Below are 22,096 nucleotides of genomic sequence, written 5' to 3'. Positions count from 1 at the left end.
GCCTAGCGCTTCCTTCAGATTCCACCTTGCGATGGACACCCTTGCATTTGGCTAACACTTCCCGTTGTAAAGGCGTGTTCGGGACTTACACCCTAGAGTTACTACCCATGCTGGGCACACTAAAAAACACCCCCAAAAAGAAATCTTTTTGGGGGTGTTTTTTATGGATAGCTTTCTTTGTGCTCACTATAAATAAGCCTACGAAAGTCTATTATTCAGTATAAAATAAAATAAGTTGCTCTATGGCATCTTGACATACTGGGCAAAACTCATGGTAAGTATTGGTTTTCATTCTACAATCTACCGCAGGTTTATAGATTTTTTTCTCATTAGGTCCAACATATACCCCTACTGGATATTTTGTAGCATCTTTAAGATCCGTTGGAACAGGAGTACCTGGCTTTAATAATTTACCCCACTTTTGATCAAAGTCTTTTAAAGTGGTAATGTTTTTCTCCCAAGGCTCCGTATCTTCCGAAATAAAATCACTTAAAGCATCATTGGTATAAGCATACTCATCCGCTAATCCCGCAAAACTATGTCCAAATTCATGCACGATAACAGGTTTAAAAGCTGGATGACCAGTTGTTGTTAAAGTATATCCATTATAGATTCCTCCCCCACCATACACATCTGTATTGGCTAAAATAATAATATGTTCATAGTCAATACCCGCTAGAGCATCATGTAATTTTTTAATGCGGTTAGTTGTTAAATAGCGCTCGGAATAAAAGGTATCAAAATTGGATTCTACTGCAGTTTTAATCCACTTATTATCTCTAGGAACACTTACTCCAGTATCTACAGAAGGACTCTTTACAGCTATAAAGTTAAAGCGATCTGCATAGTTAGAGAAAGGTTGGTAAGATAAAATTGCATCTATAGATAAATTAGCCATTTCTACAAACTTATCCATTTGATCCTTTGTATATCCTTCGGCAACAAATACTACATTTATTGCTTTAGATTGGTCTTTTGCTTTACGTAAATACACATGATCGGTAACATCCTTTTCTCCTTTAGCATGGATTAAGATATCAGTGGGGTCAATTTGTTGAGTTAAAGAAGAAACAACTTCTCCAGGAGCCCCAAATAAAACTAATTCAACCTCTACTTTATTTTTAGGGAAAGGTACTAAGAATGTATTTTCATAACTTCTAGTTTGGTTTTTCGCCTCATCGGTAGATAGCCACTCTTGAAATAAAGTACTAAAGCTATTGGTATAGATTAACTCTTTACTTTTAGCGTCATAAACCCTTACTTGTCCGTTACCCTGTAAGTGGTTTTCAGATAAATTATGGGTTCTTCCAGCCCACTTAGGCAAAGAGGATAATTCATCTAGAAGGATTTGTTGACCTTGTGCATTACCTCCAAAAATATAATCTAGGCGTAATGTTTTATCCTCAAAGTGATCTTGAAAGTTCTGTGCCTGTACGCACATAGCTATCAGAAGGGCTATAGAGCTAAGAATTTTTCTCATAAATAAATAATAATTATTGGTTAGGTTATTAAGCTAGTAAATGTAAATGTTTTATTTCTTAAAAACCATTTTTACCTTATTTTGTACTCCTACTTTTTTCGTTAAAGTAAGACCTATCAAGGTATTTACTAAACACATACCCTCCCTAAAGAGGCCTTTTACAAACCCTTGCACATGCTAATTTTATAATAACATCTTTAAGGTAGTCACCTTTTTGAAGTATATTTGCTCTTTATAAAGAAATACAAATCATTTTGAGATATTTTTTAGAATTCGCTTATGATGGTACTGCTTACCACGGTTGGCAAATACAACCTAATGCTATTACAGTACAACAAACACTAACTCATGCTATTTCAACGCTTTTAAAACAGCCTATTGAACTAGTGGGAGCTGGTAGGACAGATAGTGGAGTACATGCAAAACAAATGTTTGCCCATTTTGATTATCCTTTGGATTTTGATAAAGAAAAACTCATTTCCAAAATGAATTCCTTTTTACCAAGTGACATTGTAATCTACTCTATTACGCAAGTACAAGACCAAGCTCATGCGCGTTTTGATGCCACAGCAAGAACTTACCAATATCACATACATACCCATAAGGATGCATTTTGTAATGCTTTTAGCTATTATTTTTATAAAAAGCTAGATATAGATAAAATGAATCAAGCCGCACAACTATTGTTGGACTATGAAGATTTTGAATGTTTTTCAAAAACCAATTCTGATGTATTCACTTTTAACTGTGTCATTGAAAAAGCTTATTGGGAAAAAACCAGTGACAACAAAATTGTATTTACTATAAAAGCTAATCGCTTTTTACGAAATATGGTAAGAGCAATTGTTGGTACTTTATTAGAGGTGGGCACAGGAAAAATTCCGGTAGAGCACATCCATAGTATTATCGAAAGTAAAGACCGTTCCAAGGCGGGATTCTCCGTACCTGGAAAAGCGCTATTCTTAACAAAAGTAAGCTATCCTTATCTATGAAACAGAACAAATCTAATTCCTTAAAAAAGGTATTAAAATATGCAAAGGCCTATCAAAATAGATTCAATTGGGTAATTGTCTTTGCCATCTCTTTATCTATTTTTGCTGCCGCTCGTCCTTATATGCTTAAGCAAACAGTGGATAATTACGTGCAACCTCAAGACAAACCCGGTTTACTGATTTACGTTGGTCTTATGGGAATAGTTCTACTGCTAGAGGTAGCTTCTCAATATTTTTTCACCTTCTGGGCCTCTTGGTTAGGTCAAGATATAGTCAAAGACATTCGTGAAGACCTCTTTAAGAAGATCCTGCATTTTAAAATGCGTTATTTCGATAATGAACCGGTTGGAAAATTAGTAACCCGATCTGTATCGGATATAGAATCCATTGCTAGTATTTTTTCACAAGGCCTTTTTATGATTGTAAGTGACCTATTGAAAATGATAGTTGTCTTTGGTATTATGCTGTATATGAACTGGCAGTTAAGCGTTATTGTTTTACTAGCTATGCCAATTATCTTTTACGCCACGCGTGTTTTCCAAAAGAAAATGAAAACAGCCTTTAATGAAGTTAGAACACAAATTTCCAACTTAAATACTTTTGTACAAGAAAGATTAACTGGTATGAAAATAGTACAACTTTTTACCAGAGAAGACATTGAATATCAAAAATTTGTGGAAATCAACGAAAAACACAATAAAGCATGGCTTAAAAACATTCTACTTAACTCCATCTTCTTCCCTATAGCAGATATAGTATCCTCTTTAACTTTAGGTTTTGTGATATGGTACGGAGGAATGTCTATTGTACAAGGGGATAACACTACTAGTTTTGGAGACTTATTCGCCTACACAATGCTAATTTCTATGTTGTTTAATCCATTGCGTCAAATTGCCGATAAATTCAATGTAATGCAAATGGGAATTGTAGCAGCTGATAGAGTATTTGAAATCCTAGAAACAGACGATAGTATGCCCGATACAGGTAAAATTATTGCCAAACCTTTCAAAGGAGACATACAACTGGAAAAGGTAGAGTTTAGCTACATTGCTAATACACCAGTATTAAAAGGCATTGATTTACATATACAGCCAGGAAGTACGGTAGCTATTGTAGGTTCTTCTGGAGCTGGTAAAAGTACAATCATCAACTTACTTAACCGCTTTTATGATATAGATAAAGGAAGTATCAAAATAGATCAAACCGATATAAAAGACTTCACATTAGAATCCTTAAGAAAGCAAGTTGCCGTTGTATTGCAAGATGTTTTCCTTTTTAGCGATAGTATCTTAAATAATATACGTCTTAATAATTCCGCTATCTCTTTGGAAAAAGTACAAGCTGCTGCTAAAGAAATAGGCATACATGATTTTATTATGACTCTTCCTTCGGGGTATAATTACAATGTAAAAGAAAGAGGAGCTATGTTGTCCTCTGGACAAAGACAATTAATTGCCTTCTTAAGAGCGTATATAAGCGATCCTAGTATACTTATCTTAGATGAGGCCACCTCTTCTATAGATACACATTCAGAAGAATTATTACAAAAAGCAACCGCGACTTTGACTAAAAATAGAACCTCTATTATTATTGCCCATCGCTTAGCTACAGTAGTAAACGCAGATCAAATTATTGTAATGGAAAAAGGACATATTGTAGAGAAAGGAACACATAGCGAATTATTGGCCATTGATAATGGTTATTATAAAAAACTATATGACTCTCAATTTAGTGCTAATCAAGTAGCCTAATTTTACCTAAGTATTCTTATATTTAATCAAGGAGTATATACACCTTTCAAGGGGATATACTCCTTTTTTATTGACCTTAAAATCATTTTAAGCTATTAAGGTGTAGATCTTTTTAAAACTAAATAATAACAAACATGCTACGAATTATACGCTAATCTTTTTACTAATAATAGCTTTTAAACAAAATATACCCACCCTTTATAATTATTCTCTAATTAATTTCAAAAATACCTTAAGAGGAATTAAAATAATACAAAGCCACAAAAATCAAGTTTTAACCTCTAAAGTTTTTTCAACAGAAATAATTGATTATTTTCGTAGGGTTAAATACAGAATATATACATATGAAATTCGATATTATTGTTTTAGGAAGTGGCCCAGGGGGTTACGTTACTGCTATTAGAGCATCACAATTAGGTTTTAAAGTAGCTGTAGTTGAAAAAGAGAGTCTAGGTGGTATTTGCTTAAACTGGGGATGTATTCCAACAAAGGCACTTTTAAAATCTGCTCAAGTATTCGAATACCTTAAACATGCTTCTGATTATGGTTTAACCATTGATGGAAATGTGGATAAAGATTTCCAAGCTGTTGTAGAGCGTTCTAGAAACGTTGCTCAAGGTATGAGTAAAGGAGTTCAATTCTTAATGAAAAAGAACAAAATCGAAATCATTAACGGATTTGGAAAAGTATTAAAAAATAATAAAGTACAAGTTACTGATAAAGATGGTAAAGTAAGCGAATTAAGCGCTGATCATATTATCATTGCAACAGGAGCGCGTTCTAGAGAATTACCTAACCTTCCACAAGATGGTAAAAAGGTAATTGGATACCGTCAAGCATTAACTTTACCTGAGCAACCTAAAAAGATGATTGTAGTAGGTTCAGGAGCTATCGGTGTAGAGTTTGCTTATTTCTATAATTCAATGGGAACAGATGTTACTATTGTAGAATTTATGCCAAACATTGTTCCGGTAGAAGACGTAGAAATTTCTAAGCAAATGGAGCGTTCTTTGAAAAAAGCTGGTATCAAAATTATGACTAATGCTTCTGTGGAAAGAGTAGAAAACACCGACCAAGGAGTAAAAGCATTTGTTAAAACAGCCAGTGGAGAACAAATCTTAGAAGCTGACGTTGTTTTATCTGCAGTGGGTATTAAAACTAACATCGAAAACATTGGTTTAGAAGAAGTTGGAATTGCTACCGATAGAGATAAAATTGTTGTAGATCAATTCTACCAAACAAATATCCCTGGATACTATGCTATTGGAGATGTAGTGCCGGGACAAGCTTTAGCACACGTTGCTTCTGCAGAAGGTATTTTATGTGTTGAGAAAATTAAAGGATTACACGTAGAGCCGTTAGATTATGGAAACATCCCAGGATGTACTTATGCTTCTCCTGAAATTGCATCTGTTGGTATGACAGAAGCAAAAGCTAAAGAAGCTGGCTATGATATCAAAGTTGGAAAATTCCCATTCTCTGCTTCAGGAAAAGCACAAGCTTCGGGCGCAGCAGATGGATTTGTAAAAGTAATCTTCGATGCTAAATATGGAGAATGGTTAGGATGTCATATGATTGGAGCTGGAGTTACAGATATGATTGCTGAAGCAGTTGTAGCACGTAAACTAGAGACAACAGGATATGAAATCTTAAAGGCAGTTCACCCTCACCCAACAATGAGTGAAGCGGTTATGGAAGCTGTAGCAGATGCTTACGGTGAAGTTATCCACATGTAATACAGTATTTTAAATAATTATAAAAGGTCTATCAAGTTTTGATAGACCTTTTTATTTTCATACATTTATCCTTTATTAATTCTTTAAACTAATCTTTATGGGTCGGTCTTACGTTAGTTTATTAAAAGTGATATCATTTTTAATTCTGGTCGTTGGGGTGATTTTATTCATTAAAAATCTAGATTTTCTACTATTTAGAAAACAAATGGACTTGCTAAATACCATTACAGCTATCTTTTTGATAGTACTTGGTATTTTAGGAATTAACCAAAAAAAGCAAATAGGGAAAATCAGAATGTAAAAAAGAGATTAAAATGTAAGAGTCTTTTAAAGACAATATTCTTTAAAAGCACAGCAAACGCTTGTTAGAGGTGAATAGCTCACTCTACAAGCGTTAATTATTTATATACCCTTAGCTTAGTAGATTCTAATGGGTGTATGTATCCCTTATAATTGTGCCAAAATAGATAACAAAAAAACTCTGCCGATTAACCTTTTGATATAGAAAAAGGTAAATCCTATAGCTACTATGCACTATAGAATTTACCTTATGTATGTAACAATAAGTAAAAATAAATTTACTTTACGTATTGGAAATTATCTTTATTTTATCCCTAAATAATTACTTGGGGAAATATTTTTCAACTCCTCTTTTATTGCATGATCTACCTCTAAGGTTTCAATAAAAGCATGAATGGAAGCTTTGTTAATCACTTGATTAGTTCTAGTTAAGTCCTTTAAGGCTTCATAAGGATTAGGATAAGCTTCTCTTCTTAAAATAGTCTGAATCGCTTCAGCAACTACAGCCCAATTATTCTCTAGATCTTGCTCAAATTTACTCTCGTTTAAAAGCAATTTATCTAAACCTTTAATGCTTGATTCAAAAGCAATGATAGTATGTCCAATTGGCACTCCTAAATTTCTTAAAACAGTACTATCTGTTAAATCCCTTTGTAGACGTGATATTGGTAATTTAGCCGATAAATGCTCAAACATTGCATTAGCTAAACCTAAATTTCCCTCTGAGTTTTCAAAATCAATTGGGTTAACTTTATGTGGCATAGCTGAAGAACCAATCTCTCCTTCCTTTATCTTTTGTTTGAAATACTCCATAGAAACATAACTCCACATATCTCTATCTAAATCCATTAAAATTGTATTAATACGTTTTAATGCATCAAAAAAAGCAGCCATATGATCGTAATGCTCAATTTGCGTAGTTGGATAAGAATGCTTTAACCCAAGGGTCAACTCCACAAAGTCAGTACCGAATTGCTTCCAATCCATAGAAGGATAAGCAACCTTATGTGCGTTAAAATTTCCAGTAGCACCACCGAACTTACCTGCAAAAGGCACTTGCTCTAATAAGTGTAACTGTTCTTTTAAACGAACTGCAAATACATTTATCTCCTTACCTAAGCGAGTTGGAGAAGCTGGTTGACCATGTGTTCTAGCAAGCATTGGAACATCTTGCCAAAGTTTTGCTAGATCTTCAATCTTAAGGATTAACTTATTTAATAATGGCATGTATACCTGTAAAAATGCACCTTTAAGCATAAGTGGAATAGCCGTATTATTAATATCCTGAGAAGTTAATCCAAAGTGGATAAACTCTTTATAAGGTTCTAAGGATAATTGATCAAAAGCTTGCTTAACAAAATACTCTACGGCTTTAACATCGTGATTGGTAATTCTTTCTTTGTCCTTGATCCAAATTGCATCCTGGCTATTGAACTCCTCATATAACTTTCTCAAAGAGGAAAAAACAGTAGGATCCACATTTTTCAATTGAGGTAATTCTAAATTACACAATGCAATAAAGTATTCTACCTCCACTAAAACCCTATATTTAATTAAGGCTTCTTCTGAAAAATAATTGGATAAATTCTTTGTTTTACTTCTGTATCTCCCATCAATTGGAGAAATAGCATTTAATTCTGTAAGCATGACTTAGTTTGTGTTGTTATACTAGCAAATATAGTATTTTTAAAAAAAATCTTAAAAAAGAATACCACAAAAAATTAAGAACCAATCTCTGTAGACCATAGTTTTATGGACTCTTGGCTTAATTTAATATAATCGGCATTATTTAATTGTTTGGCTAATTCTAAAGCCTGAGTAGCTACCTCAACGGCTTGTTGCTTTAAATTAAGACGGGATAGTAGTTGTGATTTTAAACGTAAAAAATAAAAAGGAGTTTGTCCTTGCTCTCTTTCAATTGCCTTATCAATCCACAAAAGAGCTACATTAGAGTCCTGATTGGTTGCATAATAATATTCCGCAGCACTATAATAATCCACAACCGAAGGTCCTTCCATAGTTTGTTCTATAGAACGCATAGCAATAGCATTAGTTGGTACCTTAAAAGGAACCGATACCACAACATAGTCCCACATTAATTCTAAAGCGGCTCCATCGATAGATAGCTCATTAATTCCAATGGTAAAACTTTCTCGTTTTCTTTGGGTATTCTCTGCCTTGACATTTACCGACAAGGCGACTTTATCTTGGTCCCATACTTCTGGTAATCCCCAATTAGAAGTATCTTTATAAAAAATAATCTCCCATTGGGTTACTTTAGGAATACTGTATAAGGCATAAGACCCCTTCTCTAGAGTCTTTCCTTGAATTTCTACATCATCTGCAAAGGTAATAACCGTATTGTTATTAGCCCCTGTCCTCCATAATTTCCCATAAGAGACTAAATCTCCAAAAACCAAACGATCCTTTACATTTGGGCGAGAATACTCTACATTAACTTGGGTCAATCCTACTATTTGCTCCACTTTAGCTTTAGGGCTAGTTTGTGGGGTAAGTACTTGGGCTTGGGAAACTAAACTTAACAAGAAAATCCCAAAAAGCATCATATTGCGTATCATCTGAACTTAAAATTAAATTGTTCTATATTTCCTGAAGTATATACAAAAAAAGTGCCATAAAAAGCTCCTCCCTTCCCCAGGTTTTTTACCCTATCAAATATACGAAAAACAATGCTCACTTCCCTGGGCTATAAAGTACATAAAGGGGATTTATGTTTTATTTAGCATTGTAAAAAAACATATAAAAAGAGGATGTTTTAAGTAAAGTAAAAAATACAAAGCCACACCACCCCTTATATTGAAATATAGAGCACCTTTGATTTCGAGTCTTGAAATTCTATAAAACAAAAAGGGATATTTTTTGCAAAATACCCCTTTCTATTGTTAATTATTTTTTATCTACACCGTTTCTTAACCACTGTTGGTATTCAGAAATATCAGGCATATAACCTACAGGCTCACTTAAACGTTTACCATTTTCATCTAAAATAATATAGTAAGGCTGAGCATTGGCTTGGTAGTTTTCCATTTGGAAATCACTCCATTTATTACCTATTGTCTTAACCTTTTTTCCACTTGTTTTAGAAACATATTGCTCGTTTTCTGGAAGCTCTTTTCTATCATCAACGTATAGAGAAATTAACACTATTTCGTTTTTTAAGATACTTTGTACACTAGCATCTGACCATACATAGTCTTCCATTTTTCTACAGTTAACACAAGCAAAACCTGTGAAATCTAAAAGTACAGGCTTGTTTACACTCTTGGCATAATCCATCCCTTTTTGGTAATCGGTAAAGGCCATAATATCATGAGCTCCTAATTTAGCACCATCAGGTAATGCTCCAATAGAAGTTGCACTACCACCAGACCCACCCTTAGCTCCTACTCCATAAGGACTCTCACTATAAGTCATAGGAGGTGGGAATCCAGAGATAAGTTTTAATGGGGCACCCCAAAGTCCTGGTATCATATAAATGGTAAATACACTCACTAAAATAGCCATAAACAATCTACCTACAGATATACTATCGGTTGGGCTATCATGTGGCAAACGTATTTTTCCAAGTAAATATAAGCCCCATAGACCAAAGATAGCGATCCAAATTGCTAAGAATATTTCTCTTTCTAAATAATGCGTTTGTAATACTAAATCTGCATTGGATAGGAATTTGAAAGCAAGAGCTAATTCTAAAAACCCTAAAGATACCTTCACTGTATTTAGCCATCCTCCAGAACGTGGCATAGAGTTTAACCATCCTGGGAACATCGCAAATAACATAAATGGTAAAGCCAAAGCCAATGAGAAACCAAACATTCCTACAATTGGTGCGATTCCACCTTTAGATGCAGCCTCTACAAGTAAAGTTCCTACAATTGGACCAGTACAAGAGAAAGAAACAATAGCCAAGGCTAAAGCCATAAAAAGAATTCCAATAAGTCCTCCTCTATCTGCTTGAGAGTCTACTTTATTTGCCCAAGAGTTTGGCAACATGATTTCAAAAGCTCCTAAGAAAGAACTTGCGAAAACAATCAAAATAATAAAGAAAACAATATTAAAAGTTACACTTGTAGACAACTCATTTAAAGAGTCTGCTCCAAAAACTGCTGTTACAATTGTACCTAAAATAACATAAATAAATATGATAGATAGTCCATAGAAAATAGCATTTTTAATTCCTTTAGCGCGAGTTTTACTTTGTTTGGTAAAAAAGCTCACTGTCATTGGAATCATTGGGAATACACAAGGAGTTAAAAGAGCTGCAAAACCAGATAAGAAAGAAAAGAAAAAGATAGTAAATAATCCTTTTTGCTCCTCTTTTTTAATAGTTGTATTTCCTTGAACATTTGCAGTATCTTGGTTTACAACTGTATTATCTACAGCTACAATATCCTCAAAGTTTTGAACCTCAGTGGTGGTTAATGTCTTTAAATCGTATACAAATAAATTACTTTGATTAATACATACCTCTTCACAAACTTGGTAAGCAACTTCCACTTGAATAGTAGCCACATCTGGATGATCTAAAGAGATAGTTTGAACTAAAGTGATGTCTCCAACAAAATAAGTTTCATCTACTCCAAAGATATCATTATAACTTGTAGCAGTTTCACTCTCTGAAGCTTCTCCAACTAGGCTATAATTCCCTTGTTGATTGTTATAAATAAATTCTAAAGGTAATGGCCCACCTTCTGGAGTGTATTGCGAGTAGATATGCCACCCTTCTTTTACAGTGGCATTCCAAGTAATAATATACTCTGTATCACTTTTCTTTTCAATTGAAGACTTCCATACCGATGGATTTTCAAACATCTGAGCAGATGCTTGCAAAGAAGTAATCATTAAAAAGAAAATAAAAATAAATTTTCTCATACTGTTAATTCTAATTTAATAATGTTTTGTGTTGAACTTGTAACTTTAAATCTGTCATCCAATCGATGAGCTATCACCCATACGACTTGGTCTTTACTGGTAACAACCCAGGTTTGCTTTTTTTGAAAAAGATCTAATTTTTGATCCTTAAAAAATTTACTCACCTTTTTTGTTCCCTTCATTCCCAATGGCATAAACCGATCTGTTGGCTGAACTTTCCTTATTTTTAAAGGCAAACTAAGCTTATCAGCATCTAGATAAACAACATGATTGTTAAAGGACATCTCTGCTTGGCTACAGCTTTTCATCTCTAATTTAATTGGGGTGGTAATATACGTATTGTTGTTAATACTATACTCTTTATGTGCTTCGAAATTTAATTCACTAGCTTTTTTAAGTATTAAATATTCCCTGTCTTTTAGTAATATATATTCTTTAGCTAAAATATATTTTCCACTTCTAGCATCTAATAAATCCACAATATCTGACCAAGCACTAAAACCATAAGGTTGTAACCACTGATACAAATAAGCTTTCACATTAGATAATTGCTTGATTTGATGTATATTGAAATAAAGACCATCCCCTTTTTTGTGAACTACTTTTTCATAAGCCCATTTTTGGGCATCTTGACTTAATTGAAAACTTTGTTTTAAATTTTCCTGAGTCAAAGAAAACGCGGAGGTAAAATCTCCTGGTAGTTCTCTAAAGAGAGGCACAATTTGATTGCGTATTTTATTTCTTAAATACTTATTTTGTGCATTGGTATGATCTTCTCTCCAAAGGTAGTTATTAGCCAACATATAGTCCATAATGTTTTCTCTTGTAAAAGCTAGTAAAGGCCTTACAATGGATTTATTATTACTTGGAATACCAGTTAACCCTTCAATCCCTGTCCCTCTTGATAAATGAATAAAGAAAGTTTCAATACTATCATCTAAGTGATGTGCTGTTAAAACAAAATCAAACCCATGCTGTTTTGCAAGACTTTCAAACCAAGTATATCGCAATTCTCTTGCAGCAATTTGGATGGATTGCTTGTTTTCTTTAGCATAGTCTACTGTGTCGAATTCTTTAACAAAAACCTCTAGGTTTAAGTCTTTTCCCAGATCCTCCACGAACTTTTGGTCCTCATTACTAAAAGAATCTCTTAGATGAAAATTACAATGTGCCAAAGAAATATCAAGGTTTAAGGCTTTACACAAATGACATAAAGCCACACTATCTACCCCCGCACTAATAGCTAGAAGCAATTTTGCGTTAAAAAGTGGGGCAAAATGTGTTGTTAGGTGTTTTTTAAATTCTTCGATCATTGTAAAAAGACCTCCACAAAAATGGATAAATGTAAATTACTAAAACGTAAAAATAAGCCTTACAAGCTCACATAAACAAACAATTTAACAAAAAAAAAACCACAATTTTAATTTGTGGCTTTTATTATTATTCATTCTCGACAATAGAGTTATGGGCATAATTTCTCCATTTTTCTATCACTTGAGTCATCTCAGTAGGTATCTGGGATTCAAAACGCATGAATTCCTTAGTAACCGGGTGTTCAAAACCTAAAGTTTGCGCATGTAATGCTTGTCTTGGTAATAGGCTAAAGCAATTATCTACAAATTGTTTATATTTTGTAAAAGTCGTTCCTTTTAAAATAATATTTCCACCATATCTCTCATCATTAAATAAAGTATGACCAATATGCTTCATGTGTACTCTAATTTGATGGGTACGTCCAGTTTCTAATTGACAAGAAACTAAAGTAACATATCCCAATCTCTCCAATACTTGGTAATGCGTTACTGCCCATTTACCTTTTTCTGGATCTTCAAAAGCAGCCATTTGCATACGATCTTTTACATGACGACCAATATAACTTTCCACTGTTCCATTTTCTTGTTCCACATTACCCCATACCATAGCAATGTATTTTCTCTCTGTGGTTTTTTCTGCAAATTGTCTTTGTAAATCTACCATAGCACTTTCGGTCTTAGCAATAACTAATAAACCACTTGTATCTTTATCAATACGGTGTACAAGTCCTGGACGCTCACTTGAATTTAGAGGTAGATTTTCAAAATGGTATGCTAAAGCATTTACTAAAGTACCTGTATAATTTCCATGTCCTGGATGAACTACCAATCCAGCAGGTTTATTTATTACAAGTAAAGTGTCATCCTCATAAACAATATCCAAAGGAATATTTTCCGGTATAATATGGTTTTCAAATGGAGGTTGCTCCATAAGTACCCTTACAACGTCATTTGCTTTAACTTTATGGTTAGATTTTACCGCAACTTCATTGACAAAAATATTGCCATTAGCCGCTGCTTGTTGAATTTTATTTCTAGTGGCATTCTCCACTAAGTTCATTAAAAACTTATCCACGCGAAGTGGAGCTTGTCCCTTTCCTGCTTCGAATCTATAGTGTTCGAATAATTCAGAATTCGGTGTATTTTGTTCGAAATCTTCGAACATATCAAAATCTTGTTGTTGCATCTATTTCTAATGATTTATTAATCAATCCCTGGTGCTCTATCCAGTTCTTCAGCCGATAAAGGAGCACGGCCATCTCCCAATACAAAGTTAATCACTGAGTTCTTAACTACTTTATCTCCCTCTTTTAAAACTTGCCCCTTTTGAGAAACTTGTAAAACAACGTCTTTCCCAATAAAACTTTTATAGGTAATACTCCCTGGAATTAATCCCAAAGAATGAATAGTTGCTAGAGCTTGACGATAGGTCAAATGTTCTAAATTTGGAAGAATAATATTTCCATATCCTCCAGCATTAATCTTCACATATATTTTTCTTCCTTGTTTTACAAAAGAATGCTCCTTAGGGTCTTGCTCTAAAATAGTAAAAGGGGGTAAGTTTTTATCATACTCTAAAGTATCTAAAACAACCATCTGCAATTTACTACTATCTAAAACCTCTTGGGCTTGCTGAGTATCTAATTGAATTAATTCAGGTACTGCAATTTTTTGATCATGATTAGTGGTGTTCTTAAGCCACTCTAATAAGACAAAAACACTTACCACAGCTAATATTACAGCAATGATAATCGACCTAAAAAAAGCTTTACTTACCAAAAATTTAAATAATTTCATAGTTATTGATTTTTAGCAAAGATATAAAATCGAAAACATTTTTTGTTTCTTGGTTTTGTTATAAATTTGTTTACAATAACAAAGGCTATATATTTAGCTGGTATTTAATTTAAAAACATTTCCAAATGAAGCATGTAGCAATTATAATGGGAGGCTATTCTAGTGAATTTGAGATCTCCTTGGCTAGTGGAAAAGTGGTCTTTGAAACCTTAGACCCTCAAAAGTACATTCCTTATTGTGTCCATATATTTAAAGATAAATGGGTTTATGTAGATAAACAAGGTCTGGAATTTCCAATAGACAAGAATGATTTCTCTGTTTGTTATAAAGGTCAAAAAATCCAATTTGATGTTGTTTTCAATGCGATTCATGGAACACCTGGCGAGGATGGTAAAATGAAAGCTTACTTTGAATTAATCGGTATGCCTTGTACTTCTTGTGATTCTTACCAAGGTGCTCTTACTATGAATAAAAGAGATATGCTATCTGTTTTAAAACCCTATGGTATAAAAACAGCCATCTCTTACTACTTAAATCAAGGAGATGTAATCGACACTGAGGCTATTATTCATAAAGTTGGACTTCCTTGTTTTGTTAAACCGAACCGATCAGGTTCTTCCTTTGGTATCTCCAAAGTGAGAAGTTCCCAGGAATTAGACAAAGCCATTGAACTAGCATATAAAGAAGACGATGAAATTATCATCGAAAGCTTTTTAGATGGTAGAGAATTTTCTGTTGGTGTTATCAATTATAAAGGGGATATTACCGTATTACCAATCACGGAGATTATCTCTGAGAACGACTTTTTTGATTATCAGGCTAAATATGAAGGAAAAAGTCAAGAAATTACCCCAGCTAACATAAGTGAAAAAGTAGAGCAGCACATCATAGAAGAAGCTACTCGCATCTATAAAATACTTAATATGGATGGTTTCTCTAGAAGTGAATTTATTTTAGTAGATGATGTTGCTTTTTTATTAGAGATGAATACCGTACCTGGATTAACCAATGGAAGTATATTACCTCAACAAGCAAATGCAAGAGGGATATCTTTAAAAGATCTATTTAGTAATGCTATTGAATTAGCCCTAGAAAAACACCAATAACAAATGATTAGAAAAGCAGTTTTCCCAGGTTCTTTTGACCCAATTACCAATGGGCATGTAGATATTATTAATAGAGCATTACCTTTATTTGATAAAATTGTAGTTGCCATTGGAGTGAACTCCGATAAAAAATACATGTTTTCTTTAGAACAAAGAAAACATTTTATTGAACAAGCCTTTAAAGGTAACCCTCAAATTGAAGTAGTAACTTATGAGGGGTTAACTACCGATTTTTGCGAAAAAATAGATGCTCAATTTATTTTACGTGGGCTTAGAAACCCAGCCGATTTCGAATTTGAAAAAGCTATTGCTCACACCAACCGCTTTTTAACCAAGATGGAGACAGTATTTTTACTTACTGCCGCTAGTACTTCTTTTATTTCTTCTAGTATCGTTAGAGACGTTATAAGAAATAAAGGAGATTATACTAAGTTAGTTCCAAGTTCTGTAAGGATATAAAAATAAAAAAAAAGGCTGTTCCTAATTAAACAGCCTTTTTTTTATTCTTGTTCTAAAATATTTAATCCATCGATGATCAAGCGTATATTTTCATAGGTGTTATCCATAGCCTTATTAATTTGCTTAACACTCTTCCATCTTACTTGTTCAATCCCTTCCTCACTTTGGGCTATTAATTCGCCTTGAAAGTCGGAGGTCATCTTATACCAAGAGGTAATCTTTAAACGATATTTTCCATTGCGTTTAAAAATATGGTAGGTCTTAGGAAGTTTTTCTACAATTTTTAAATTTCCTACCCCAGTTTCCTCTTCTACTTCACGCATGGCTGTTTGCTCCATGGTTTCATTTTTTTCCGTTCCACCTTTTGGCAAATCCCATTTACCTCCACGTTTAATAAATAAAACTTCCCCTTTTGGATTAAACACTACTCCACCTCCAGCTTTTTGTACCGGAATCTTAGCTTTTATCTGTTTTAAAATCTCTTTTTCATCTGGATGGTATAAAAAAGCCTTATCTATTTTATTTTGAAAATATTTAATGATAATTTTGTCAATATCGACACTGTTCAATAAAAACAATTGAAAATCGGTTTCTTTCTCGATCTTATCAGTTAAGAACAATGGTTTGTCGTTTACAAAAACTTTATACATTTGTATTATGATTTTTAATAAAGAAACAGCACAAAAAACGGCCGAATCGCTTTTGCAAATTAACGCAATTAAATTAAATCCAAAAAATCCTTTTATATGGGCTTCTGGGTGGAATTCGCCAATTTACTGTGATAATCGTATCACATTATCCTTTCCTGCAATTAGAAAATTTCTTCAAGAAGAGTTTTCTAAGAATATTTTACAAAAATATCCAGATGTAGAAGTAATCGCTGGTGTTGCTACAGGAGCAATTGGAATTGGATTATTAGTAGCAGAAGCACTTAATTTGCCTTTTGTTTACGTTAGGCCAGAACCAAAAAAACACGGTAGAAAAAACCAAATTGAAGGACATTTAGAGCCAGGAAAAAAAGTAGTAGTAATTGAAGACTTAATTAGTACAGGAAAAAGTTCTTTACAAGCAGTTGAAGCTTTAAAAGAAAATGATGCTATTATTTTAGGAATGGCAGCTATCTTTACTTACGAGTTCCAAATTGCTAAAGACAATTTTGCAAATGCAGGTATTGAGTTAACTACTTTAAGTAATTATAGCTCTTTACTAATGGCAGCGGTTGCACAAAACTATATTGCAGATCAAGATATGCAAACTTTAATGCAATGGAGAGAAGATCCATCGGTTTGGAACCAATAATACATTAACCTATAAAACAAATTACTATGAATTTACAAAGTCCTAAAATAAAAGTAGGTAAATCAGCTGAGCAGATTTTCAATGCTTTAAACGACATTAAAAACTTTGAAACTTTAATGCCTGAGTCTATCGCTAAATTTGAAGTTACATCGGATGATTCCTTTATTTTTGCTTTAAAAGGTATGCCTGAAATTAAATTAAAGAAAAAATCACAGACTCCTTTTTCTCAAGTAGTTCTTGGAGCAGCTAGTGATAAACTTCCCTTTACTTTAACTGGTAATATCCATGCATTAGACGATAATAATTGTGAGATTCAATTGGATTTTGAAGGTAGCTTTAATCCCATGATGGCTATGATGGTAAAAGGTCCAATTAGTAAATTCATAGAAGCTCTTTCAAGCAATATGGTTAAACTATAAGAAACCTAAATAAAAAAACCGATATATTCTTACATCGGTTTTTTTATCTCTTATTTATTTTAGTTTAGTTTACTTAAACTCTACTTCAAATTCCAACACTTTCGGATTTTCAAAGACTTGTTGTAAAGAAAAAATATGGGTAAAACTCTTTCCATCAGAGCTAATTCTTGCCTCAGGATAGGAAACACTTTTTATGACTTGATCAAAACTCATCTTTATCTGGTATTCCATCATATTGATATTTCCCATTGTAGAAAGCTCTTGACTCAATTGCTGATCGGCCTGGGTAGGTAACTTTCTAGTAAATTTCTTTTGGTTATAAAAGTACTCACTTGCTGTGGTTACCCACATTTGATCATTAGCTGATCCTTGGGAATTCCCAGAATTATCAGCCTGAAAAATTTGTTGTAAATCCCTTATATCTTCGTTAAGTTGTTTATAATTATCGCTTTTAAAAGTAAAATAAATTTGTCCGGTATTTTCCTGCATTACCGCACTCATTTTTACTTTTTTGGCCAATTGTTTTAAGTTAGGATGTACTTTATAAATACTATCTAATTGTTCTTTGGATTTTTCATCGGCCCCCTTAGAGGCTAACACTTGTTCTAATGAAACTGGTGGTTGATTAAAAAAATCTTTACTTTCACTGACCATTTTCTCTACCGCACTTTGTCCCATCATATCCACCATAGCACTAAAGTCTACTAAATAAGTATAATCGATTTCTCCTTTTTTATTAACTTTTATCTCCTCTTTTAATTGACAAGACTGCATAAAAAAGCTGAAGACAAAAACACTTAAAACATATAGCACGTTTCTCATAAGATTATTTTTCTGATAAAAATACTATTTTAATCCCTTATCCGCTAACATAAAAAAATACAAAAGACAAAAAAAGCCAATCCTTTAAAAGAATTGGCTCTATATGGTATAATAACTTCTAGGCGTTGACCTGGTTATTATTGAATTATTGAATTTCTGCACTTAAACCAGCATCCAAGAGTTGTAGGCATTGAGGTTTTAAAACAGAAAACTCTCCTGTTTTAACTGTGCACTTTCCTTTGTAATGAACTAAGACAGCACATTGCTCAGCTTGCTCTGGGGTGTGATCACATACCCTTATCAAAGTCTCAATCACATGATCAAAAGTATTTACATCATCATTGTGAAGAATTATTTCACTTTGACCAGATAATAATTCCTCTACCTGTATATCCGACTGGATTTGCTCCTGTGTACTCATTTGTATTAATTTTCTATTACTGTTTAATGTACTTCAAAGATACCCAATTATTTCTTTCTAATTGGTCTTGTAAAACAAGTCCTAAATTTTTAGCACATTGATCAATACTTTCTATGTCTTGGGTATAGAATCCACTAAAATAGATTTCTCCATTTTGCTTTAAACAATCTACATAAGTATGCATATCGTTTAATAAGATATTTCTATTAATGTTGGCCAATATAGCATCGTATTTTGGTGTCTTACTTAAAATAGAAGCATCTCCCTCTGCTACAAAGATATTACTACATCCGTTGCGTTGTGCGTTTTCGATAGAATTCTCACAGCACCACGGATCAATATCAATAGCATCTACACTCTTTGCTCCTGTCATACTAGCTAAGATTCCCAGAATAGATGTCCCACATCCCATATCTAATACCACTTTATCTTGCATCGGATTTTTCAAAATCTGACGAATCATCATAAAAGTAGTTTCATGGTGTCCTGTTCCAAAACTCATTTTTGGCTCGATAACTACATCGTATTTACTATTATTTGGGGCGTGAAATGGAGCTCTCACATAACAAATAGAATCTACATCAATTGGTTCAAAGTTCTTTTCCCATTCCGCATTCCAATTTACTTGAGCAATATCTTCTTTTACCCATGAAATAGAAAACTCTGGATTGTCTAAAATGTAAATACCCTCTAGGATATCACTTGTCCACAAACTCTCTTGTACATAAGCACTTAATCCTATACTAGTTTCTTGAAAACTTTCAAAGGCAGTTTGGCCTAGTTCTGCCAATAATATTTCACTACCTAATTCCTTTGGTTGGATTGAAAAATGATAACCTATATATTTCATGTGTGTGTTTTTTATAAATGACTGCAATAAAAAGACAATAAATTTGCTTTAAAATAAAACGCCGCTTCATAGCTTTTTGCAAAACTAATGCTATTTTTGCAATGCAACACATTTAATTTATATGAAAAATATTTACACGGCATTAATACTACTAGCCACTACGGTAGTATTTGCTCAAGAAAAGCCCTCTTTACAAGAGCAGCAAGCCAAATTACAGGAATTATCCAAACAAGTTACCGAGTTACAAAAGCAATTTGAAGATCAAAAAAAGCAAATGGAACTTCAAGCCCAAGAACTAGATGAGCAAAAAAAGACTACAAACTCTTTCTTTAATCACATCTCAGACACTCATTTAGAAGATTTACCGTATTATAGCTATGGTAGTGGTTTAGGTATTACATCAAAAGATAGTATCTTTAAATTAAACATTCGCTTTAGAATGCAAAATAGAGTAACTGGCTATTTTAATCAAGATGAAAAGGCACAATATGATGCGCAGATTAAAAGATTAAGATTACGATTTGATGGTTATGTTGGAAGTCCAAAATTCCTATATGCTATTCAATTATCCTTTGCTCCTGGTGATATGGGAACCCCAACAATTGGACAACACCCTAATATTATCCGTGATGCAGCTGTTACTTATAAGCCGAATAATTACTGGAGTATTATTTTTGGACAAACAAAACTACCAGGAAACAGACAAAGAACCAACTCTTCTGGAGCTTTGGAATTAACGGATCGTTCGATTAATAATTCTAAATTTAATTTAGACCGTGATTTTGGTCTACAAGCATATTATGTAAGAACACCTAAGGACAAATTTGGTTATGCCATTAAAACTGCCATAAGTACAGGTAGAGGAAGAAACTTTGTTGCTAAACAAAAAACCAGCAGTTATACCTTAACAGGTCGTGGAGAATTATATCCATTAGGAGCTTTCTCTAAGAACGGAGCCTTTTTTGAGGGAGATTTAGCCAGAGAAATAACCCCTAAATTAATGCTAGGGACTACGTTTTCTTACGCAAGTCAATCTCATCTTAACCAAGGACAACTAGGAAGCCCTTTGTTCACACCTAAAAATTATACGGCTGTTTTATCCGATGCTATCTTAAAGTATAATGGATGGGCGGCAATGGTTGCATATATGAATAGAGAATTAAGTGATCCTATTTCTTCTATCGTTAACCAAGATGGGACTACTAGTTATAACTATGTTTTTGCAGGACATGGATTAGACTATGAATTAAGTTATATGTTCCCTAGTCACTATTCATTAATAGGAAGAGTTTCTACTCAAAATATGAAAAGTGTATTAAGAGATAATTTTAACTTGCCAAACACTACAGAATATACCATTGGGGTATCTAAATATATTTGGGAGCATGCCTTTAAAATACAGGCAGAACTTACCTATGATAAACTAGACTATATTGCATCTCCTTCCAAAAACAATTGGTATTTACGCATGCAAGTAGAAATTGGTATTTAATACTCAAAACCCTGTTACACGTTAAATTACGAAATATAATTAACTATGATTTAATAATAATTTCACTATTTAACTAAAAAACCAACATTCCCTTTTCGTACCTTTGGCAACAAGTACATAACTTTTTAATTTATGAAAAATATTTTAGTGGTAATTATTTTTGTCCTAGGCTGCTTTGTAAGTTCATGCGGTACTAAAAATGACAATAAGTTAGATTATCATGTTATCTTAGATACTGACCAAACAGCAGAAGATAAAGAGTTTAGAGTAATTGGCTCTAATCGCATAGCTACTTTGAATAAAGCAATCAAGGAGAAAAACTTGATTTCGGAAGCTCAGATCATGCAAGAGTATTCTCCAGAGGACAAGACTCCAAATAGTGAGTATTTATATGTACTAAGGAAAAAGATAAACTTAGATCCTGAGAACATTACTATCTCTTTATTAGAAGATCAAGTTAATCACCCAGCTATTCGTGCAAAAAGAATTATCATGGAACTTGTAAAGTCGAAGGACAACACCTTTAAGGTTACTAAAATAAGAGAAAGTTACCAATGCCGCTTAAATAGAGGTCAACAAGAATGGAGCGCAGATTACTGCATTTAAATAAAATAAAACGCCAAATAGATAATCTATTTGGCGTTTTATTTTTTAGTTTACATCCGTAGAAGGCTCACTTTGAATTTGATCATCTTTACGAGCAATATTCATATTTGGAAATTTCTTTTGAATCGACTTTAGAGCGAATTCATTAATTTCTGCCATTGCTTCTTGAGAAGGTAATTTCAATGTATCTGCATTGTGTTTTAAAACTTCTTCTAAAAGAATCTGTGTTCTTAGTAATTGGAAATTTAAATCAATTATTTCTCCAGCAATATCAATGTCTCCTAATTTCATTTTATATCTTTTTATTTTTCAACATCTAGTACCATTGTTGAACTAGCTACTGTAAAAATAGTAAACTAT

At 33.2% G+C, this 22,096-nt stretch carries 21 protein-coding genes; 9 read left to right on the top strand and 12 right to left on the bottom strand.

Features of this window, described 5'->3' with window-relative positions:
- Positions 1-211 precede the first annotated feature (211 nt).
- On the bottom strand, positions 212-1,480 hold the full coding sequence (locus tag ACYSNX_RS07575) for a M64 family metallopeptidase (protein WP_461754077.1): 1,269 nt from the start codon (positions 1,478-1,480) through the stop codon (positions 212-214).
- 254 nt (positions 1,481-1,734) lie between these two features.
- Between ACYSNX_RS07575 and truA the strand changes: the two genes are divergently transcribed.
- The 3 genes from truA (at position 1,735) to lpdA (ending at position 5,959) form a co-directional block, all read left to right on the top strand.
- Complete coding sequence (gene truA, locus ACYSNX_RS07570) at positions 1,735-2,472, top strand: tRNA pseudouridine(38-40) synthase TruA (RefSeq protein WP_461754076.1); 738 nt, start codon at positions 1,735-1,737, stop codon at positions 2,470-2,472.
- A complete protein-coding gene (locus ACYSNX_RS07565) occupies positions 2,469-4,223 on the top strand; it encodes an ABC transporter ATP-binding protein (RefSeq protein ID WP_461754075.1) in 1,755 nt (584 codons plus the stop codon). The genes truA and ACYSNX_RS07565 overlap by 4 nt, the downstream gene beginning before the upstream one ends.
- A 344-nt stretch (positions 4,224-4,567) precedes the next feature.
- Positions 4,568-5,959, top strand: a complete 1,392-nt coding sequence (gene lpdA, locus ACYSNX_RS07560; protein ID WP_461754074.1) for a dihydrolipoyl dehydrogenase — start codon at positions 4,568-4,570, stop codon at positions 5,957-5,959.
- A 603-nt stretch (positions 5,960-6,562) separates the two neighbouring features.
- On the opposite strand, the gene purB is transcribed toward lpdA, so the two are convergent.
- The 6 genes from purB to ACYSNX_RS07530 form a co-directional block, all read right to left on the bottom strand.
- Positions 6,563-7,906 carry an adenylosuccinate lyase gene (purB, locus tag ACYSNX_RS07555; RefSeq protein WP_461754073.1) on the bottom strand — a complete coding sequence of 448 codons (1,344 nt, stop codon included), beginning with the start codon at positions 7,904-7,906 and terminating at the stop codon, positions 6,563-6,565.
- A 74-nt stretch (positions 7,907-7,980) separates the two neighbouring features.
- The gene (locus tag ACYSNX_RS07550; RefSeq protein ID WP_461754072.1) at positions 7,981-8,838 is read right to left on the bottom strand and encodes a DUF2911 domain-containing protein; all 858 of its coding nucleotides are present in this window, start codon (positions 8,836-8,838) and stop codon (positions 7,981-7,983) included.
- 328 nt (positions 8,839-9,166) lie between these two features.
- The gene (locus tag ACYSNX_RS07545) at positions 9,167-11,122 is read right to left on the bottom strand and encodes a protein-disulfide reductase DsbD family protein (protein ID WP_461754079.1); all 1,956 of its coding nucleotides are present in this window, start codon (positions 11,120-11,122) and stop codon (positions 9,167-9,169) included.
- 26 nt (positions 11,123-11,148) lie between these two features.
- Positions 11,149-12,465, bottom strand: coding sequence for a tRNA lysidine(34) synthetase TilS (gene tilS, locus ACYSNX_RS07540; protein ID WP_461754071.1), 1,317 nt, complete (start codon positions 12,463-12,465; stop codon positions 11,149-11,151).
- A gap of 127 nt (positions 12,466-12,592) precedes the next feature.
- Positions 12,593-13,651 carry an RluA family pseudouridine synthase gene (locus ACYSNX_RS07535; protein ID WP_461754070.1) on the bottom strand — a complete coding sequence of 353 codons (1,059 nt, stop codon included), beginning with the start codon at positions 13,649-13,651 and terminating at the stop codon, positions 12,593-12,595.
- Positions 13,652-13,668: 17 nt separating this feature from the next.
- Entirely contained in the window at positions 13,669-14,262 is a 594-nt protein-coding gene (locus ACYSNX_RS07530; protein ID WP_461754069.1) for a PASTA domain-containing protein, read from the bottom strand.
- Positions 14,263-14,387: 125 nt separating this feature from the next.
- On the opposite strand from ACYSNX_RS07530, the gene ACYSNX_RS07525 reads away from it, so the two are divergent.
- Together ACYSNX_RS07525 and coaD are read left to right on the top strand one after the other, a co-directional pair.
- Positions 14,388-15,368: a D-alanine--D-alanine ligase gene (locus ACYSNX_RS07525; RefSeq protein ID WP_461754068.1), complete on the top strand. Its 981-nt coding sequence runs from the start codon at positions 14,388-14,390 to the stop codon at positions 15,366-15,368.
- A 6-nt stretch (positions 15,369-15,374) separates the two neighbouring features.
- Positions 15,375-15,827 (top strand): pantetheine-phosphate adenylyltransferase, encoded by a 453-nt coding sequence (gene coaD / locus ACYSNX_RS07520; protein ID WP_461754078.1) that lies wholly within the window; start codon positions 15,375-15,377, stop codon positions 15,825-15,827.
- A 41-nt stretch (positions 15,828-15,868) separates the two neighbouring features.
- Here coaD and ACYSNX_RS07515 read toward each other — a convergent pair whose 3' ends face one another.
- Entirely contained in the window at positions 15,869-16,477 is a 609-nt protein-coding gene (locus tag ACYSNX_RS07515; RefSeq protein ID WP_461754067.1) for an NUDIX hydrolase, read from the bottom strand.
- A gap of 7 nt (positions 16,478-16,484) precedes the next feature.
- Between ACYSNX_RS07515 and pyrE the strand changes: the two genes are divergently transcribed.
- Together pyrE and ACYSNX_RS07505 are read left to right on the top strand one after the other, a co-directional pair.
- Positions 16,485-17,126, top strand: a complete 642-nt coding sequence (pyrE, locus tag ACYSNX_RS07510; RefSeq protein ID WP_461754066.1) for an orotate phosphoribosyltransferase — start codon at positions 16,485-16,487, stop codon at positions 17,124-17,126.
- Between the two features lie 26 nt (positions 17,127-17,152).
- Positions 17,153-17,545, top strand: coding sequence for an SRPBCC family protein (locus tag ACYSNX_RS07505; protein ID WP_461754065.1), 393 nt, complete (start codon positions 17,153-17,155; stop codon positions 17,543-17,545).
- A gap of 69 nt (positions 17,546-17,614) precedes the next feature.
- Here the strand turns inward: ACYSNX_RS07505 and ACYSNX_RS07500 are convergent, their stop codons facing one another.
- From ACYSNX_RS07500 to prmA, 3 genes are all read right to left on the bottom strand, one after another.
- Positions 17,615-18,367, bottom strand: coding sequence for a hypothetical protein (locus tag ACYSNX_RS07500; RefSeq protein WP_461754064.1), 753 nt, complete (start codon positions 18,365-18,367; stop codon positions 17,615-17,617).
- A 145-nt stretch (positions 18,368-18,512) separates the two neighbouring features.
- Complete coding sequence (locus tag ACYSNX_RS07495; RefSeq protein WP_461754063.1) at positions 18,513-18,788, bottom strand: ATP-dependent Clp protease adaptor ClpS; 276 nt, start codon at positions 18,786-18,788, stop codon at positions 18,513-18,515.
- A 16-nt stretch (positions 18,789-18,804) separates the two neighbouring features.
- Complete coding sequence (gene prmA / locus ACYSNX_RS07490) at positions 18,805-19,638, bottom strand: 50S ribosomal protein L11 methyltransferase (protein WP_461754062.1); 834 nt, start codon at positions 19,636-19,638, stop codon at positions 18,805-18,807.
- Between the two features lie 121 nt (positions 19,639-19,759).
- On the opposite strand from prmA, the gene ACYSNX_RS07485 reads away from it, so the two are divergent.
- Together ACYSNX_RS07485 and ACYSNX_RS07480 are read left to right on the top strand one after the other, a co-directional pair.
- Entirely contained in the window at positions 19,760-21,130 is a 1,371-nt protein-coding gene (locus ACYSNX_RS07485) for a porin (protein ID WP_461754061.1), read from the top strand.
- Positions 21,131-21,262: 132 nt separating this feature from the next.
- Complete coding sequence (locus tag ACYSNX_RS07480; protein WP_461754060.1) at positions 21,263-21,736, top strand: hypothetical protein; 474 nt, start codon at positions 21,263-21,265, stop codon at positions 21,734-21,736.
- Between the two features lie 45 nt (positions 21,737-21,781).
- Here the strand turns inward: ACYSNX_RS07480 and ACYSNX_RS07475 are convergent, their stop codons facing one another.
- Complete coding sequence (locus ACYSNX_RS07475; RefSeq protein WP_461754059.1) at positions 21,782-22,027, bottom strand: hypothetical protein; 246 nt, start codon at positions 22,025-22,027, stop codon at positions 21,782-21,784.
- Positions 22,028-22,096: the final 69 nt, after the last annotated feature.

The organism is Myroides sp. LJL115, from assembly GCF_054871665.1.
Note: the sequence above shows the minus strand (reverse complement) of the source record. Positions and strands in the feature narration are given on the sequence as shown.

What these genes read in the sequence shown, in the direction of transcription:
- ACYSNX_RS07575 (WP_461754077.1), bottom strand. Translation starts at nt 1,480, where the DNA reads ATGAGAAAAATTCTTAGCTCTATAGCCCTTCTGATAGCTATGTGCGTA.
- ACYSNX_RS07480 (WP_461754060.1), top strand. Translation starts at nt 21,263, where the DNA reads ATGAAAAATATTTTAGTGGTAATTATTTTTGTCCTAGGCTGCTTTGTA.
- ACYSNX_RS07515 (WP_461754067.1), bottom strand. Translation starts at nt 16,477, where the DNA reads ATGTATAAAGTTTTTGTAAACGACAAACCATTGTTCTTAACTGATAAG.
- ACYSNX_RS07505 (WP_461754065.1), top strand. Translation starts at nt 17,153, where the DNA reads ATGAATTTACAAAGTCCTAAAATAAAAGTAGGTAAATCAGCTGAGCAG.
- ACYSNX_RS07545 (WP_461754079.1), bottom strand. Translation starts at nt 11,122, where the DNA reads ATGATTACTTCTTTGCAAGCATCTGCTCAGATGTTTGAAAATCCATCG.
- ACYSNX_RS07525 (WP_461754068.1), top strand. Translation starts at nt 14,388, where the DNA reads ATGAAGCATGTAGCAATTATAATGGGAGGCTATTCTAGTGAATTTGAG.
- prmA (WP_461754062.1), bottom strand. Translation starts at nt 19,638, where the DNA reads ATGAAATATATAGGTTATCATTTTTCAATCCAACCAAAGGAATTAGGT.
- ACYSNX_RS07550 (WP_461754072.1), bottom strand. Translation starts at nt 8,838, where the DNA reads ATGATACGCAATATGATGCTTTTTGGGATTTTCTTGTTAAGTTTAGTT.
- ACYSNX_RS07500 (WP_461754064.1), bottom strand. Translation starts at nt 18,367, where the DNA reads ATGAGAAACGTGCTATATGTTTTAAGTGTTTTTGTCTTCAGCTTTTTT.
- tilS (WP_461754071.1), bottom strand. Translation starts at nt 12,465, where the DNA reads ATGATCGAAGAATTTAAAAAACACCTAACAACACATTTTGCCCCACTT.
- pyrE (WP_461754066.1), top strand. Translation starts at nt 16,485, where the DNA reads ATGATTTTTAATAAAGAAACAGCACAAAAAACGGCCGAATCGCTTTTG.
- ACYSNX_RS07485 (WP_461754061.1), top strand. Translation starts at nt 19,760, where the DNA reads ATGAAAAATATTTACACGGCATTAATACTACTAGCCACTACGGTAGTA.
- ACYSNX_RS07475 (WP_461754059.1), bottom strand. Translation starts at nt 22,027, where the DNA reads ATGAAATTAGGAGACATTGATATTGCTGGAGAAATAATTGATTTAAAT.
- ACYSNX_RS07495 (WP_461754063.1), bottom strand. Translation starts at nt 18,788, where the DNA reads ATGAGTACACAGGAGCAAATCCAGTCGGATATACAGGTAGAGGAATTA.
- ACYSNX_RS07535 (WP_461754070.1), bottom strand. Translation starts at nt 13,651, where the DNA reads ATGCAACAACAAGATTTTGATATGTTCGAAGATTTCGAACAAAATACA.
- ACYSNX_RS07530 (WP_461754069.1), bottom strand. Translation starts at nt 14,262, where the DNA reads ATGAAATTATTTAAATTTTTGGTAAGTAAAGCTTTTTTTAGGTCGATT.
- lpdA (WP_461754074.1), top strand. Translation starts at nt 4,568, where the DNA reads ATGAAATTCGATATTATTGTTTTAGGAAGTGGCCCAGGGGGTTACGTT.
- purB (WP_461754073.1), bottom strand. Translation starts at nt 7,906, where the DNA reads ATGCTTACAGAATTAAATGCTATTTCTCCAATTGATGGGAGATACAGA.
- ACYSNX_RS07565 (WP_461754075.1), top strand. Translation starts at nt 2,469, where the DNA reads ATGAAACAGAACAAATCTAATTCCTTAAAAAAGGTATTAAAATATGCA.